The organism is Flavobacterium circumlabens (genome assembly GCF_004345565.1).
GTDB lineage: Bacteria > Bacteroidota > Bacteroidia > Flavobacteriales > Flavobacteriaceae > Flavobacterium > Flavobacterium circumlabens.
This window is the reverse complement of the sequence record NZ_SLWA01000010.1, coordinates 56,890-73,570: the sequence shown is the minus strand read 5'-3', so window position 1 is coordinate 73,570 and position 16,681 is coordinate 56,890. Positions and strand designations below refer to the sequence as shown.

The following is a 16,681-nucleotide window of genomic DNA, read 5'->3' as shown; positions in this document are numbered from 1 at the left end:
AAAAGAAGTATATATTATAAAATTTAACGTTTTACGTCGATTTTTTAAGTTAGTTTATCGACAAAATATTTTTTTTTTATTTTATTTAACATTATTTTTGAACGGTGAAATAAATTACGTGAGTAGTATTGTTTTTTAGCTAAATAATAAATACGTTTACGGACTTATAATAATGAATAGATAATCCCAAATTTATATGAAGAAGTTTATTGCATTTGCAGCAATGTTAACCCTAGTTATTGGCTGTGGAAAATCAGGTGATAAAGGTGAGTTAGTTGGTGTTACAGGAGGAAAATGGCATCCTGAAAAACCTTATGGAATGACATTGGTTCCAGGTGGATCTTTTATTATGGGTAAATCAGATGCTGATTTGGCTAATGTAGAAGATGCTCCAACTAAAACAGTAACGGTACGTTCCTTTTATATGGACGAAACTGAAATTACAAACAGCGAGTATCGTCAATTTGTGGAATGGGTAAAAGATTCTACAATGAGAGTTCGTTTGGCTATCTTAGCTGATGAGACAGGGCAAAAAGGAGCAGGTGACGCTAAAGGTAAAAAAGCAGGTAGTATTGCTGATTATGCATTTAACGATTCAGATCCTGAAAAAATGACTGCGTATGACAAATACATGTATGATAACTATTATAGTGTAGGTACTGCAGATGATCCTTATGCAGGAAGAAAATTAAACAAAAAAGTAAAGTTAATCAAAGATACTAAAGCATATCCGGATGAGTATTATACGGAAGTAATGGATTCTATGTATTTGCCAATTGAAGAATCATATAATGGTTTAAGAACAATTGATGTAAATAAATTGAAATTCCGTTATTCCTGGATGGATATTCAGGCTGCTGCAAAAGCGAAAGTTGGAAAAAGAAAAGATTTCGTTAAAACGGAGCAGGTTAGTGTTTATCCTGACACAACAGTTTGGATTAAAGATTTCGCTTACTCTTATAATGAGCCAATGCATAATGACTATTTCTGGCATAAAGCTTACGGAGATTATCCTGTAGTTGGTGTTACGTGGAAACAGGCAAAAGCATTTTGTGCCTGGAGAACTTTAAATAAAAACAGTTATATCAAATCTAAGAAAAAAGGACGTGACTTAGTAAATGCTTTCAGATTGCCAACAGAGGCAGAATGGGAGTATGCTGCAAGAGGAGGTCTGGAATCAGCTACTTACCCTTGGGGAGGTCCTTACACTAAGAGTGACAGAGGATGTTTCCTTGCCAACTTCAAACCAAGCAGAGGAGATTATGCTGCAGATGAGGCTTTATACACAGTTGAAGCAAAATCTTACGATGTAAACGGTTATGGTTTATACAACATGGCTGGTAACGTTTCAGAATGGACAGATTCAGCTTATAATCCAAATGCTTACGAATATGTTTCAACAATGAATCCAAACGTAATTGATGGAAACAATCAAAGAAAAGTAGTGCGTGGAGGATCCTGGAAAGATGTTGCTTACTTCCTTCAGGTTAGTACTCGTGATCACGAATATGCGGATTCAGCAAGAAGTTATATTGGTTTCAGAACTGTACAAGATTACATGGGAACTCAAGTAACCGGAAACAGAAAAAAGTAAATTATATTAAATTCAATAACCAAATCAAATCTATTTCAAATTAAAACCTAAAAAAAAAAGTATTATGGCATTATTAAGTAAAAAAGCAATGAATTTCGCTTATGGTATGGGAGCGGCAGTGGTAATCGTTGGAGCATTATTCAAAATTACGCACTTTGAACTTGGACCATTAACTGGTACAGTTATGCTTTCAGTGGGATTATTAACTGAGGCATTAATTTTTGCTCTTTCTGCTTTCGAACCTGTTGATGAAGAGTTGGACTGGACTCTTGTGTACCCTGAATTAGCTAACGGTCAAGCCAGAACAAAAGCTGACAAAAAAGAAACCCCTTCTGATGCTCAAGGATTATTGTCTCAAAAGTTAGACGTAATGTTAAAAGAAGCTAAAATTGACGGAGAATTAATGTCAAGTTTAGGAAACAGTATTAAAAATTTCGAATCAGCTGCTAAAGGAATTGCTCCTACTGTAGATTCTATCGCTTCTACTAAAAAATACAGCGAAGAATTATCAATGGCTGCTGCTCAAATGGAATCATTAAACAGCTTGTACAAAGTACAATTGGAAAGCGCTGCAAGAAATGCTGACGCTAACAAAGAAATCGCTGATAATGCATCTAAATTAAAAGAACAAATGCAATCAATGACTGCAAACATTGCTTCTTTGAACAATGTTTACGGTGGTATGCTTTCTGCAATGAGTAACAAAGGATAATTAGTTTTTAACTATTATAGTAAATTTATTAATAAGAACTAATTAGAAAAAAATGGCAGGAGGAAAATTAACCCCTAGACAGAAGATGATTAACCTAATGTACTTGGTTTTCATCGCAATGTTAGCAATGAATGTATCGAAAGAAGTAATTTCTGCTTTTGGTCTGATGAACGAAAAGTTTGAAAGTGCAAATACGAATTCAACTGAAACAAATGCAAGTTTATTGATGTCTTTAGATCAAAAAGCTGCTGAAGCAAAAGGAGAATTTGCTATTGCTGCAGTTACTGCTCACAAAGTTGAAACAATCTCAAAAGAATTTTATGATTATATAGCTACTCTAAAAGCTCAGTCTATCAAAGGTTTCGAAGTAGAGAAAGAAACTGGAAAATTACCTTACGAGGCAATGGACAGAGGTGATAATATCGATGACTGGTTTACAGGAGACGGTTACACTAAAAAAGGTAACGAAATTATCGCTAAAATCGAAAAGTACAAAGCAGATATGAAAACTGCTTTAACTGATCCTAAAAATAAATATGGTAATATCATTTCAGAGATTGAAAAGAAATTTGATGTTTCTGATGTAAAAAACAAAGAAGGTATAAAAGAAAAATACTTAGCTTACCACTTTAAAGGTTTCCCTGCAATTGCATCAGCTGCAAAGCTTTCAGCTTGGCAAAATGACGTTAGAAAAGCTGAAACTGATGTTTATAACAGTGCTTTAGGAAAAGCGGCTGTTGCTGCTGCATCTTACAGTAATTATCAGGCGATTGTTGTTTTAGATAAAAATGCTTATTTCCAAGGAGAAAAAGTAACTGGTAAAGTAGTTTTAGGTCGTTATGACGAAAACACAAAACCAACTTCATTCCAAGGTCCGGGGCAAATCGTAAACGGACAAGCTGTTATCTCATTAACTGCAGGTGGTGTTGGAGAGCAGGACATTAATGGTCAATTTACATTCCTTGAAGATGGAAAAAACATCCCTCTTAAATTTGCTGGGAAGTATGTTGTTGTACCAAGACCAAACTCTGCTACAATCTCTGCTGATAAAATGAATGTTGTTTACAGAGGTGTTGTTAACCCAATCTCTGTTTCATTTGCTGGTGTTGATGCTAACAAAATTGTTGCAAGTGCTCCGGGATTAGCTTCTGCTGGTAAACCAGGTAAATATAACATGAGCCCGGGTCAAGGTACTGAAGCTACTATTTCTGTAACTGGTACTTTACCAAACGGAGATAAAGTTACAGATAAGAAAACGTTCAGAATTAAAGGTATTCCTGGACCAACAGGAACAATTAGAGGTGAGATGGGTGTTGTTAAAGGGCCAAAATCGAACTTGGAAATTGCTACAATTGGTGCTAAATTACTTGATTTTGACTTTGAAGTTGGTTTAGATGTTGTTGGATTTAACCTTAAAGTTACCGGACAGCCTACAGTTGTAGTTACTGGTAACAGATTAAATGCACAATGTAAACAAATACTTTCAAGAGCAGGTAAAGGAGATCAGGTTACTATTTCTGAAATTAAAACTAAACTTGTTGGAGCTGGTAGTTACTTATTACCAAGAACTGCTCCGGTAATTTATGAAATACAATAATAAAGTAGGTAAAACTACGTTCAATATCTTATAATGATATCATGATGAAAGTAAGAAATTTTTTAATAGCTATTGTTTCTATCGCCGGAGGTTTTGCTTCTAATGCGCAATCGAATTTGCTTAATGCAAAAACACCAGAACAGATAGGACTTAAAACTCCTGCACAGCTTATCTCAGATAATGATAAACCTTTGGCTTATGGTTATGTGGATGATAGAGATGTATTGATGGGAAAAACTACTTGGGAGATCATTGATTTGAATGAAAAAATCAATTTTCCATTGTACTTTCCAGTAGACACAGCTAATATTGGTTCTGACAGACGTTCTCTTTATGATGTTTTGACGAAAGCTATGAAAAATGGCAAAATAACTGAAGTTTATTCTGATAGTTATTTCAATACTAAAAAATCTTTGAAAGACATCCAGGGATCATTATCACGTATCGATACAACAGATGCAGGTAGAGAATTAATTAACCAATACCCGGACGACTACAAAACTCACGTTGTGAAGAAAAAAGTAGTTACTGGTACTGGTAAAAAGAAAGTAGTAACTTATGTTGATGAAACTGTTGGTGCTACCAGAACTGTTCCTGCTGAATTTATTTTGAAGCAAGATCTTACTTCTGCAGATGTTACGCAGTATAAAATTAAAGGATACTGGTATTTTGACAAACGTCAAAGTGAACTGAAATATCGTTTACTTGGAATTTGTCCTGTAACTCCGGACGTTTATACAATGAACAGTGATGAAAAGGATTATATTGAGTTGTTCTGGATTTTCTATCCAAATTCAAGAGAAGCGTTGCACGAAGCAAAAGCTTTTAATGACAACAATTCAGCTCTTCCAATTTCATTCGATCAGATTTTGAACTCAAGACGTTTTAATGCTGTTGTCTACAAAGAAGAAAACTTGTACGGAGATCGTGAGATCAAAGAATACATGAAAGATAACGCGCAGAATCAGTTGTTAGAATCAGAAAGAGTAAAAGAGAAGATTCGTAACTTCGAGCAGGATATGTGGAACTACTAAGTTTCTAAATTTACATTATAACAAAAACTCTTACTACCTTTGTAGTAAGAGTTTTTTTATTTTACCTATTACTATGATTGATTATCTCATTATCGGATCCGGATTGGCCGGGATTTCTTTTGCAGAAGTTGCTCTTAAAAACAATAAAACTATTTTAGTTGTTGATAATAAATCTCAAAATTCATCGAGAGTAGCGGGAGGTTTGTACAATCCTGTTATTTTAAAACGCTTTAGTGAAGTGTGGAAAGCACAGGAACAATTGGTGCTAATGAATGATTTTTACAATCAGATTGAAGATAAATTGCAGACGAAGTTTAATTTTAAATTGCCGATTTTAAGAAAGTTCTTCTCTGTCGAAGAACAGAATAATTGGTTTGCTGCTTCCGACAAGAAAAACCTGGCGCCCTTTTTATCTACCAAACTCATTACCAAAAAATACAATAGTATTGATTCTCCTTATGATTATGGAGAAGTACTGCATACAGGATATGTCGACACTGCTTTGTTGTTAGATAAGTATACAGCATATTTAAAAGAAAATGAATTATTGCTAGAAGAGTCTTTCCATAGTGCGTTGATAGAATTTTTTGATTACGGAATTCAATATAAAAATATTCAGGCGCGTCACATTATTTTTGTCGAAGGTTTTGGCCTGCATAAAAACCCGTTTTTCAATTATTTGCCATTAGATGGTACAAAAGGAGAGCTATTTATAATAAAAGCTCCGGAGTTAGACCTGGATCTTATTGTCAATACAAGCGTCTTTATATTGCCACTGGGTGATAATCTGTTTAAAGTGGGTGCTACTTACAATTGGCAGGATAAAACAGCTGTACCTACTGAGGAAGGAAAGCAGGAGTTAACGGATCGAATTAAAGAAATTATCACTTGCGATTTCGAAATCGTAAAGCATTTTGGCGGAGTTCGTCCCACTGTTAAAGACAGAAGGCCGTTAATTGGAACACATCACGAGCGTAAATCACTTCATATTCTTAACGGATTAGGAACCCGCGGTGTAATGTTGGGACCTGCAATGGCGAAAGCCCTTTTTGATAAGATTGAAAACGAAATTCCTTTAGATCTTGAAATCGACATTTGGCGATTTCATAAAAGATATTTAAAGACCCTTATTTCTGACCGGCCGTAGGATCATAAGAAACGAACATATTAATATATAAATTTCTGGAGAGTCTTAATACAAATGGAAACAGTACAATCAGACTGATTACTATTATTAAAAACGATTTTTCGATTGTAGTTTTGAAAAAGACAAATGAAATAATGAAAGCTGCGATTCCGACAGCTACATTTAATCCATAACTCACATACATTGCTCCGTAAAAGAAGGAAGGTTCAATCTGATATTTTAATCCACAATGGCTGCAATTTTCGTTCATTTTGAGAACTTTAGTCAAATGAAGCGGATTTTTGTCTGAATACATACTTTCATTTTGACATTTTGGACAACTTCCTGTTAAAATACTATTTAGTTTGGATCCTTTTTTTAACATTTGCAAAAAATTAAATTACCCATTGAGTTGGGAGTGTAAATTTACACAATCAATTAGTTATAAAATAACAATACATGCTTAATATACATAATTTATCGGTTTCTTTTGGGGGTACATATTTATTCGAAGAAGTTACTTTTCGTTTAGGTGCGGGAGACCGTGTTGGACTTGTCGGGAAAAATGGTGCCGGAAAATCTACCATGCTTAAAATCCTTGCGGGTGATTTTAAACCGGACTCCGGGCAGATTGCTACCGAAAAAGAAGTCAGAATGGGATTCTTGCGTCAGGATATTGATTTTGAACAGGGAAGAACCGTTTTGGAAGAAGCTTATGAAGCCTTTACTGATATTAAAATTGTTGAAAAAAAATTAGCACATATCAATCATCAATTGGTCACCAGAACCGATTATGAAAGTGAAGAATACAGTCAGATCATTGAAGACCTTTCTGAGTATACCCATCGTTTTGAACTTTTAGGAGGTTATAATTATGTAGGTGATACCGAGAAAATTCTTTTAGGATTAGGTTTTAAAAGAGAAGTGTTCAATAATCAGACCGAGACCTTTTCGGGTGGCTGGAGAATGCGTATCGAATTGGCGAAACTATTATTACAGGCAAATGATGTATTGCTTCTGGATGAACCTACGAATCACTTAGATATTGAGAGTATCATTTGGCTGGAGAGTTTTCTTCGTAATTATCCCGGAGTTGTGGTAATTGTATCGCACGATAAAATGTTTTTAGATAACGTAACCAATCGTACTATCGAAATTTCATTAGGAAAAGCTTACGATTTTAATAAACCGTATTCCCAGTATTTGGAATTGCGTCATGAGATTCGCGAAAAGCAATTAGCAACTCAGAAAAATCAGGCCAAAAAGATTGAGGAAACAGAGAAATTAATCGAGAAATTCCGTGCAAAAGCGTCTAAAGCTTCGATGGCACAATCGTTAATTAAAAAATTAGATAAAGTAGAAAGAATTGAAGTTGATGAAGACGATAATTCGGTTATGAATATTTCTTTTCCAGTTTCAAAAGAGCCGGGAAGAGTAGTAGTAGAAGCTGATCATGTAACAAAATCATACGGAGATAAAACCATTCTGAAAGATATTAATCTATTGGTGGAACGTGGAAGCAAAATTGCTTTTGTGGGACAGAATGGTCAGGGTAAATCAACTTTTATCAAAGCGATTGTAAACGAATTCGAATATCAGGGAAGCATCAAACTGGGACACAATGTTCAGTTAGGGTATTTTGCCCAAAATCAGGCGGAATATCTGGATGGCGAAATTACGCTGCTTCAGACGATGGAAGATGCAGCAATGGATACCAATCGTTCAAAGGTTCGTGATATGCTTGGATCGTTTTTATTCCGCGGTGATGATGTAGAGAAAAAAGTAAAAGTATTATCCGGAGGCGAACGTAACCGTTTGGCGCTTTGTAAATTATTGCTGCAGCCGATCAATGTTTTACTGATGGATGAGCCTACGAATCACCTGGATATTAAATCTAAGAACGTTTTAAAGGCCGCTCTTCAAAAATTCGGCGGAACTTTACTATTGGTGTCGCACGACAGAGATTTCCTTCAGGGAATGTCTAATATCGTTTATGAATTCAAAGATCAGAAAATCAAAGAATATTTAGGAGATATTAATTATTTCCTGGAACAGCGCAATATGGAAAACATGCGTGAAGTCGAGAAAAAAGATGTTGCCAAAGCTGCTGCTCCAAAAGAAAGCAATAAAGTTTCTTACGAAGACCAGAAAAAAGGCAAAGCACTTCAGAACAAATTGAGCAAAATTGAAAGTCAGATCAAGCAATTAGAAAGAGACATTCAGCATGACGATAAGATGCTGGCTTCCAATTATGACAAACATATCGAAGACGCGTCATTCTTTACCGCTTACAATAAGAAAAAAGCAGATCTTGAACAATTTTTACTGGATTGGGAGATCGTTCAGGAGGAAATAGATAACGCTAATTTGTAAAAAAGTTGTCAGCCGCAGTCTCGCTTTTTACTTTTTTAAAATAATATTCATTCTATAAACCTTTGCCAAAGTTTTGGACTTTCGGCAAAGGTTTTTTTAGTCTTAAATTACTACGTTTTACAGTTTACATCCCACATTTTACAAAAAATCAAAACTACTTGATAATTCCAATCGATTTGGAGTGCATGATGGCTTCGCTGCTGTCTTTAAAGTAACAAACGGAAACATCCAGTGATTCCATGTTTTTGAGGATAGTTTTAGTCGTTTCCTTTTGACTTTTACCGGTTTGTCTGATATAGACAGCCGTTACGGTTACAGGGAATATTTTGCAAATCCGTTCGTACAGAACAGGATCGTGTTGCGAGTCATCTCCCAATAAAACATATTTAAGATTGGGATAAAATTCTAAAACATGCTTTATTTTGTCAAACTTATGATCGTGATTTCCTCTTCCGCTCATAAAAAAATCAGTAATGCCTCTCTTAATGTCTTTCAATAAGATTACCGCTCTCGGTAATTGGTGAATTTTGGTGAATTTTATAATGAAATTGTACAAATTCCATTCGCTGCTTGAGATATAAAAAAAAGCATTTTCTTCTTCCTTATTATTTCTTCCGGCAGAACTCAAAGCCTGATAATGCGGAACAACATCTTTAAAAACTTTTCTGTCGTTGACGTTTTTAAACAAAAGAATATATATTTTTTTGAAGAAATTATGCGTGTGAGAAATCAGAAAAGTATCATCAATGTCAGAGATAATGCCGAGATTTCCCTTGTGAGGCCTGATAAAACTTCCTTTTGAAATAATCACTTCAGAATTGTATTTGAGACTGACTTCATATTCCATCCATCCAAAATTAAATTCTTCTTCAAGTGGAATACAAAATTTAAAATAGCCATCGTCTAATGTTTTGGTGTGGATTTCCTTATCGCCGTATTTGAGATAAATATCAAAATTCTGAATGGTTTTTATTCGAAACTGATTAATTACGGAAGTAGCATTTTTAAAGTTTTTCTTCTGAAAATCATAATCGTACATTCTTTTAAAAACATGCCCCATTACAATTAATTCTTGTTCATTAGCATAACCGCGATATAATTGTAGGATTGGTTTCATTAATTGTGTATTTTTATAAATGTTGTAAATTAATTATTTTAATCGGTTTTAAAAATTAAATTTTGAAAAAGAATATCATTTTTGTTGTAAATCCTATTTCCGGAGATCGGGATAAATCCGATTTAATCGATGCTGTGCATGAGTTTTCGATTACCCATAATTTCAATCTGGTTGTTCATGAGACAACCGGCGAGCAGGATATAAAAGCAATTCATCGACTTTACGATGAGTTTGATCCGGAAAGAATTATTGTAGCCGGCGGGGATGGTACTATAAAAATGGTCGCCGAAGCAATGGAGCAGCATGATGTTGTTATTGGTATTCTGCCGGCTGGCTCTGCCAACGGGCTGTCTGTAGATTTAAATTTACCCGGTACCATAGAAGAGAACCTGAAAATTGCATTTTTAAATTCTTATATAGAAATGGATATGATTTGCATTAACGGCAAAAAAAGCATCCACCTGAGTGACATTGGTATTAATGCCGATCTGGTTAAAAATTATGAAGAAAGTGATCTGAGAGGATTTTGGGGTTATGCCCTGCAGGCCTATACGACGCTGGTAGATTCTAATGAGCCTTTTGTGGCAACGATCACGGCAAATAAAGAAACTATTCAGCATACGGCAAGAATGATCGTAATTGCGAACTCGCAGAAATACGGAACCGGAGTTACAATCAATCCGAATGGAGCTGTAAACGATGGGAAATTTGAATTGGTAATTTTAAAAAGCCTGGATTTATTATTACTCGGAAAAATCATTACCGGAAATATGCCAATTGATTCGGATGATATTGTGATTATCTCCACTGATAAAGCCACTATTGAAACCAATTATGCGGTTAACTTCCAGATTGACGGCGAGTATTGCGGCGCTCAGAACCTTTTAGAAATTCATATTCTGCATAAACAAATGAAGATTGCGGTTCCTTGATTGGAGTTTGTAGTCTTGGTTTACAGTCTCAGTCTCAGTCTCAGTCTCAGTCTCAGTCTCAGTTTGCAGTGACAGTTTACAGTCTCAGTTTAGAACTAACTATTGGTTACAGTTGTTCTTTGAATGGGTTTCGCTCTTTCCAGTCGGTTTTGGGTTCTAGATAATTAAACAGTTTGGCAATGTTGTGATTGATCAAGGCGTTGCTGTGCGTAATTAATCCGTACATTTTTTGTGGTTTTGCGCCTACCGAACTTTTGATTTCCAGTGCCGTTCGTGCAAAAACTATTTGGGAAAATCCCTGATTGATCGAATAGGCAATCATGTCGTACAGCATATTGAGGTATAACATTTTATCGCGCTGAATAGTTTCATCATAACCTAAAAAATAAGTATCCATTACGGTTCCGTTTTTGATGAGCGTATTGAAACCAATAAGTTTTTCATCCAGAAAATAGCCATAAAACAGGAAATCTTCTTTCATTATTTCCTTAAAAAAACTAAAGTGATTGCGCGCCAGGAAAAAAGTATTGAAAGGGGCATTTTTAGCTACATGAAAATACAAATCGTAAATAACGTCTTCATACTGTTTAATTTCAGTCAAAGACATTTTTTGTTTTTTAATCCCTTCGGCTTTTTTTCGGGCACGTTTGTACTGATCCCGATATTTTTTTGACAATGCATCAATGTAATCCTGTTCCGATTTCCAGTTTTTATTGATTTCAAAAATCATATTAGGTTGAGTCGAAAATGTATAATTGTTTTTAAATTCAGCTTGTAATGGCTCAATTTGTGAAGCAGTAAAATCTTTTATACTTGTAATGTGCACTTTCTTTCCGCTTTTTTTCAGGTCTTTCTTGAGCTGGTTAATTGCTTTATGAAGCGTCTGAATTGCTTTAGACTGCTTTACAGACGGATCAAAAGAAAAGGCATTTTGTCCCGTCAGCATATTGTTGCCAACGAATAATACATGCGAAGCGAAATTTTTAAAAGCAAAATTACGAACAGAAGTCTTTAAACACTGATCGCGCTCTCCAAAGGAATCCAGTTTCTCTGCAAATAAAAATTGAGTTACGACAATTCCGGCCAGTTTCTCTTCATTAAAAATTCCAATAAAATGACAAATCATATTTACCGGAGAAGAGTTTTCCAGTACTTCGAGATATTCCCTGGTCAGGAAAATGTTTTCTGCAGCAAGCGAATTCCATTCTAAAGGCAGTAAGGAAACGCGATTGTAAATTTGGAAAGAATAAGTTGTATTCAAAAGTGAAGCTAATTTGTTCAAAATTAGATAATATTTGTAATACTTAAGCGGGTTTAAGTTATTATTAAGAAAAACCCGTTTGAGTTTTTGTTGTCAAACGGGTTTGTAGTATGATATTTAGGCAAATCCGCAGATGATGCCGCCCATCAGAGTCAGAGTTACCATCCAGAATCCTGCATGAATAAAAATGTATTTCCATGATTTTCTTTCAAATAAGGCATTAATTCCAATTACAGGAAAAGCAAAAAACAGGCCTGAGATAAAACCGTGCAGGGCACCATGTTTAAAAGTACGGTATGCTGTTCCGTAATCTGCCATAAAAGCGGCGAAGGAAGGTTTTGCACTTTCAACTAACGGAGGTCCGCCAACCATTCCGATTGCTCCGGACTGATGAATTGTCAGCGACATTAGGGTCATCGTAATCATTAAAGAAAAAATGTACGTGAAACCGAAAATCTTAAGCATATTACCCGTTTTGAGCTGGTCCTGGGTAAGGTTGTTTTCTCTCATCCAGATGGTTCCGAAAACACTCGGATGATACCAGATAAATCCGACTACAAGTGTTACAAGTCCGGCAAGTAGTAATGCAATAAAGTTAAATTCCATAATATGAGGTTTTTAGGATTAGTTGTTCAAATTTAATCAAAAAAACAGAAACTTTCGTTTTTAGCTGTAAGTAGTATAAGTAATGTTAAATATTTACTTATCAACAGTTTATCGACATTCTGTGTATTATAGCCGTAAAATGTATAATTTTACCCTGAAAACAAATCCCCAAATCTGTTATGAAAAGTTTTATCACTCTTTTTTTAGCACTTGTTTTTTCTAATACTATTTTTGCTGATACTGTTTCTGATAAAGAAAAAGATGCCCTTATTAAATTGTACCATGCTACAAATGGATCACAATGGAAAATAAAATGGGATTTATCATCTTCAGTATCAACCTGGTATGGAGTAACAGCTGAAAATGAAAAAGTAGTCGGGCTTAATTTAGCCAACAATAATCTGCAGGGAGAATTACCCGGTGCATTTTATGATTTAGTGAATTTAGTTGCTGTCGATTTGCATAAAAATAATCTGAAAGGGCAGCTTTCTAATACGATTCACAACCTGAAGGAACTTGAAGTTTTTGATGTTTCGATTAATCAGTTATCCGGAACATTGCCGGTTTCTATCTGCGAATTAAAAAAACTCAAAGATTTAGCGCTTTTTGAGAATAAAATTTCAGGCGAATTGCCTCCGGAGATTGGCAAATTAGGAAGCTTAGAAACACTATCGCTGTTTGACAATGAAATACAAGGACAGTTGCCCGTTTCCTTATATAAAATCAGGACCCTGAGAGTACTGCTTTTGAATAATAATAAGATGTCAGGAAATCTAAGTAGTGAAGTGCTAAATTTTTCTGCTCTCGAAAATCTAAGTTTGTTTGATAATAGCTTTGAAGGTGAAATTCCCAAAGGGTTGGAGAAACTGCATCATTTATCGGAAATGAATCTTTCGTATAATAAATTTAAGGGAGTTGTTTCTAAAAATCTGGCACTATTAGATGCGCTGAATATGACTATGTTTGATGAAAACGGAAATCCGGTTTTATTGCAGATTAATACTGAAAAAGAAACTACAATTGTTACCCAAAATTAATCGTGCTTATGAATGAAAATTACTCTCGTTAACAAAGTTGATTAAATATATTTAGTTAATTACTGAAAACCGTACTTCGTTACGGTTTTTTTTATGGCTTTTTTTGAAGGGATTCCCGTTTTATTAAAAGTTGTGCATTGAAAATCCTTTTTTAAAATAATTTTTGAACTAACTTTGTGCCGATTTAATAATTATACATCAGTCTGAATAGGAATTTGATTTTTTTTCATAACTTTATTATTCAATTCAGCAGTAGCGTGCCGAAGTGCCGAAATAATTAATTTTAACTTTTTAATCCTAAAATTATGGTAGTACAGTATAAAGGAGAACAATACGGAAAGTCTACAACGTTTACGATACGAATTATTGGAAATAACCTTTCAAAAAGCAGTTCTAATTACCAGATCGATTTACTGGTAGGGGACAAACAAATCCCTACTTTTACAACAGCAATTCACCAAAGTTTGTCCAATTGCCTGAAAGAAATCTATTTGTTTAGAAAGTATAACGGAATCAAATTTGACGCTTCTTCAGAAAAGATCGCTTCTAAACTGGTGCCTTACGATCAGGTTTTATACAACTATAATAAATACGCTTTGTTTGTGGCTTAAGGCTTTTGCATCGAAAAAAATAAAAAGAGAGACTGTTTGTAAAGGCAGTCTTTTTTTATGCCTGATTTTGAAGAACAGCATCAATTTTCTACTGAAAAGAAAAGCCCCTGATTACTTCGAATAGTACTTAAATTATGAAAAGCCAAAACAAAAAAAGCTTCAGATTTCTCCGAAGCTTTAATTACTAATCCTAAAAGGACAATCTGTGAACTAATTGAAGCAGGATTTAAAAATAATTGTTGGTTGTATGGTGGTACTTATTCGTATTTTAAATGTTTCAGGATATCTGCTCTCGTTGCCTGATACGCTCTTGACAAGACAATTAATAAGGTCAGTGCCAATAAAAGGGCAAATCCGGAAACGAAGGGAAACAGCTCTATGTTGATTCTATAAGCAAAATTTTCGAGCCATTTGGTCAGCAAATAATAAACGGGGAAAGCTGCTATTAAAAACCCGATGATACAATACAAAACATATTGTCCGGAGAGTTCTTTCAGTAAAACATTCGTTTCGGCGCCCAGGGTTTTTCTGATCGCGATTTCCTTCATTCGCCTTTGGATAGAGTAAGACGCCAAAGCAAGCAATCCGAAAAGAGCAATCAGGATCACGACCACATTCAGCAGCGAAAATAAGTTCTTTTGCTTTACATAGGACTCGTAGGTTCTGGCATATTGTTTATCAATAAAATCATACTTAAACGGATATTCGGTATCGACTTTTGTTTTCCAGAATTGCTCTATATCGGCAATTGAATTTTCGATATTATCTGATTTTAGTTTTACGTATACAAGATTGATTCCGTCAGCCATATCTAAAGTCTTGATGTGATAAAAGGTCATTGGCGGAACATGAGCTTCCGGACTTAACAAATTAAAATCTTTGACTACACCAACAATTTTCATCTTTTGATTCCCAATTCTGATTTCCTGATTGATGGGGTCTTTGAGTTTCATTAGTTTTTGCGATGTTTCATTGATCAGAACAGAATTCAGGGTGTCTGAAGCCAATTTCGGACTTAGGTTCCGGCCTTTTACTATTTTTATTTTCAGCAGGTCCAGCAACCCGTAATCTAAGCCAATTGCGGTTTGTTTAAAGAGTTCTTCTTTGTACCAAACCGGCCATAAATCATCGGTAGTGCCATCAAAAGAGAGCAGGCCTGTAGCTACTTGATCTACACCTTTTATTTTTGATAATTCTTGTTTTATGGTAGTGTATCGATTGAAAATCTTTTGGCCAATTTCATCTCCTTCATAATAAGAAGAGGGAAGGTTTAATGAAATTGCCAGCACCTGATCGCCTTTAAAACCTAAATCTTTATGACTTAAATACTTTATTTGTTCATAGACAATGTTAGAACCAATGATGAAAAAGGCAGCAATTGCAAACTGAAAAATCAACATTCCGTTTCGCAGCCAGATACCATTTTTACTTCTTTCAAAATTGCCTTTCAATACTTTCATACTTTCAAAATTTGAAACATAAAACGCCGGAAAAATTCCTGCAGCTACAATAGTAAAAATGAAAATTAAGATAACCTGCAGGTAAAACTGTCCGCCAATAATCATTAGATTTTTGCCTAAAAAGTTATTGTAGCAGGGAAGGGTTAATTCTGCAATTACCAACGCCAGCAAAATGGAAAAAGAAGTAATTAAAAGGGTTTCAAAAATAAACTGGAAAATAATATCTTTTCCTGAAGCTCCCAGAATTTTACGAATACCGACTTCCTTGGCGCGTTTTATCGCATTCGCAGTAGCCATATTGATATAATTGACAATGGACAAAATGAGAATCAAAACAGACAAACCGGCCATAATGAGTAAAAACTGATAATTGCCTCTTCCTTCCGGATATCCGTCAACGATAGAATGCAATCGGGCCTGGGAAAGTGGTTCCATAAAAATTTTAAAGCGACCGATCTTTTTCTCCATTTCTGCGGGCGACATTCCGGCTTCTTTGGAGCTTTTTACAATGATTTCATCGTAGTATACTTTTTCCAGCATTCTTCTGGTGACGTCCACTTTGGAAGGATCTTTTATTTTTAGCAGTATTTTTAAAACAAAAAGGCCTCTGTTTTTATTGAGATCTACCAAATCCTTCATGTGGTTAACAATGACATTGGGAGCAATAGAGGAATTTCCCGGAATGCGATAAACGGCACGAACGGTAAACATCGTGTTCCAGCACTTTATTTGTTTGCCAATCGGATTTTCGTCATTGAATATTCTTTTGGCCATATCTTCAGAAAGCGCAATGCTTGTTCCGTCTTTTAATGCTGAAGCGGCATTTCCCTGTATGATCTGAAAAGGAAAAAGAGAAAAGAAGCCATTTTCTACATTGATGATTTTATCTGCAAATTCTTTTTTCCCTTTGTAAATAATTTTATCCTTTTGATACCAATTGTCTGCGTAAACGATGGTTGTCACATTAGGATCACTTTCCAGATGTGCTTTTAGACGTACTGAATTTTCAGCTACAGCCGGCATGTCACTTAATTGAACTACTACCTGATAAACGTTGTCTTTTTCAGGGTTCCATGCATTATAACTGTGTTCGTCATTCCAGTACAGTAAAGCAAAAATTAATCCTGTAATTCCGATGGATAATCCTAAAACATTCAAAATCGAAAAAATCTTGTTGTTTTTAATATGGTATATAAATATGTTGATCCAGTTTTTGAGCAT

Annotated in this window: 14 protein-coding genes; 9 read left to right on the top strand and 5 right to left on the bottom strand. The window is 35.0% G+C overall.

The window, feature by feature from the left end:
- The first annotated feature begins 196 nt into the window (after positions 1 to 196).
- The 5 genes from porK (at position 197) to EV142_RS20200 (ending at position 6,084) form a co-directional block, all read left to right on the top strand.
- Positions 197 to 1,594: a T9SS ring complex lipoprotein PorK/GldK gene (gene porK, locus EV142_RS20220; RefSeq protein WP_127339416.1), complete on the top strand. Its 1,398-nt coding sequence runs from the start codon at positions 197 to 199 to the stop codon at positions 1,592 to 1,594.
- 64 nt (positions 1,595 to 1,658) lie between these two features.
- Positions 1,659 to 2,306: a type IX secretion system motor protein PorL/GldL gene (porL, locus tag EV142_RS20215; RefSeq protein ID WP_132037660.1), complete on the top strand. Its 648-nt coding sequence runs from the start codon at positions 1,659 to 1,661 to the stop codon at positions 2,304 to 2,306.
- 52 nt (positions 2,307 to 2,358) lie between these two features.
- On the top strand, positions 2,359 to 3,903 hold the full coding sequence (porM, locus tag EV142_RS20210; RefSeq protein WP_132037659.1) for a type IX secretion system motor protein PorM/GldM: 1,545 nt from the start codon (positions 2,359 to 2,361) through the stop codon (positions 3,901 to 3,903).
- A 44-nt stretch (positions 3,904 to 3,947) separates the two neighbouring features.
- The gene (gene porN / locus EV142_RS20205) at positions 3,948 to 4,937 is read left to right on the top strand and encodes a type IX secretion system ring subunit PorN/GldN (protein WP_132037780.1); all 990 of its coding nucleotides are present in this window, start codon (positions 3,948 to 3,950) and stop codon (positions 4,935 to 4,937) included.
- A gap of 73 nt (positions 4,938 to 5,010) precedes the next feature.
- A complete protein-coding gene (locus tag EV142_RS20200; protein WP_132037658.1) occupies positions 5,011 to 6,084 on the top strand; it encodes an NAD(P)/FAD-dependent oxidoreductase in 1,074 nt (357 codons plus the stop codon).
- Here the strand turns inward: EV142_RS20200 and EV142_RS20195 are convergent.
- The gene (locus EV142_RS20195) at positions 6,065 to 6,448 is read right to left on the bottom strand and encodes a DUF983 domain-containing protein (protein WP_132037657.1); all 384 of its coding nucleotides are present in this window, start codon (positions 6,446 to 6,448) and stop codon (positions 6,065 to 6,067) included. The two genes, EV142_RS20200 and EV142_RS20195, sit on opposite strands and share 20 nt — an antisense overlap.
- Before the next feature lie 74 nt (positions 6,449 to 6,522).
- Between EV142_RS20195 and EV142_RS20190 the strand changes: the two genes are divergently transcribed.
- A complete protein-coding gene (locus EV142_RS20190) occupies positions 6,523 to 8,436 on the top strand; it encodes an ABC-F family ATP-binding cassette domain-containing protein (RefSeq protein WP_132037656.1) in 1,914 nt (637 codons plus the stop codon).
- Between the two features lie 154 nt (positions 8,437 to 8,590).
- Here the strand turns inward: EV142_RS20190 and EV142_RS20185 are convergent, their stop codons facing one another.
- Positions 8,591 to 9,553 carry an App1 family protein gene (locus EV142_RS20185; protein ID WP_132037655.1) on the bottom strand — a complete coding sequence of 321 codons (963 nt, stop codon included), beginning with the start codon at positions 9,551 to 9,553 and terminating at the stop codon, positions 8,591 to 8,593.
- A gap of 62 nt (positions 9,554 to 9,615) precedes the next feature.
- Here EV142_RS20185 and EV142_RS20180 point away from each other — a divergent pair, with 62 nt between their 5' ends.
- Complete coding sequence (locus tag EV142_RS20180) at positions 9,616 to 10,485, top strand: diacylglycerol/lipid kinase family protein (protein ID WP_132037654.1); 870 nt, start codon at positions 9,616 to 9,618, stop codon at positions 10,483 to 10,485.
- A 106-nt stretch (positions 10,486 to 10,591) separates the two neighbouring features.
- Here EV142_RS20180 and EV142_RS20175 read toward each other — a convergent pair whose 3' ends face one another.
- The gene (locus EV142_RS20175) at positions 10,592 to 11,746 is read right to left on the bottom strand and encodes a GNAT family N-acetyltransferase (protein WP_132037779.1); all 1,155 of its coding nucleotides are present in this window, start codon (positions 11,744 to 11,746) and stop codon (positions 10,592 to 10,594) included.
- Between the two features lie 117 nt (positions 11,747 to 11,863).
- The gene (locus EV142_RS20170; protein ID WP_132037653.1) at positions 11,864 to 12,352 is read right to left on the bottom strand and encodes a DUF1761 domain-containing protein; all 489 of its coding nucleotides are present in this window, start codon (positions 12,350 to 12,352) and stop codon (positions 11,864 to 11,866) included.
- 179 nt (positions 12,353 to 12,531) lie between these two features.
- Here EV142_RS20170 and EV142_RS20165 point away from each other — a divergent pair, with 179 nt between their 5' ends.
- A complete protein-coding gene (locus EV142_RS20165; RefSeq protein WP_132037652.1) occupies positions 12,532 to 13,389 on the top strand; it encodes a leucine-rich repeat domain-containing protein in 858 nt (285 codons plus the stop codon).
- A gap of 305 nt (positions 13,390 to 13,694) precedes the next feature.
- Entirely contained in the window at positions 13,695 to 14,000 is a 306-nt protein-coding gene (locus EV142_RS20160; RefSeq protein ID WP_132037651.1) for a hypothetical protein, read from the top strand.
- A 257-nt stretch (positions 14,001 to 14,257) separates the two neighbouring features.
- On the opposite strand, the gene EV142_RS20155 is transcribed toward EV142_RS20160, so the two are convergent.
- The gene (locus tag EV142_RS20155; RefSeq protein ID WP_132037650.1) at positions 14,258 to 16,681 is read right to left on the bottom strand and encodes an ABC transporter permease; all 2,424 of its coding nucleotides are present in this window, start codon (positions 16,679 to 16,681) and stop codon (positions 14,258 to 14,260) included.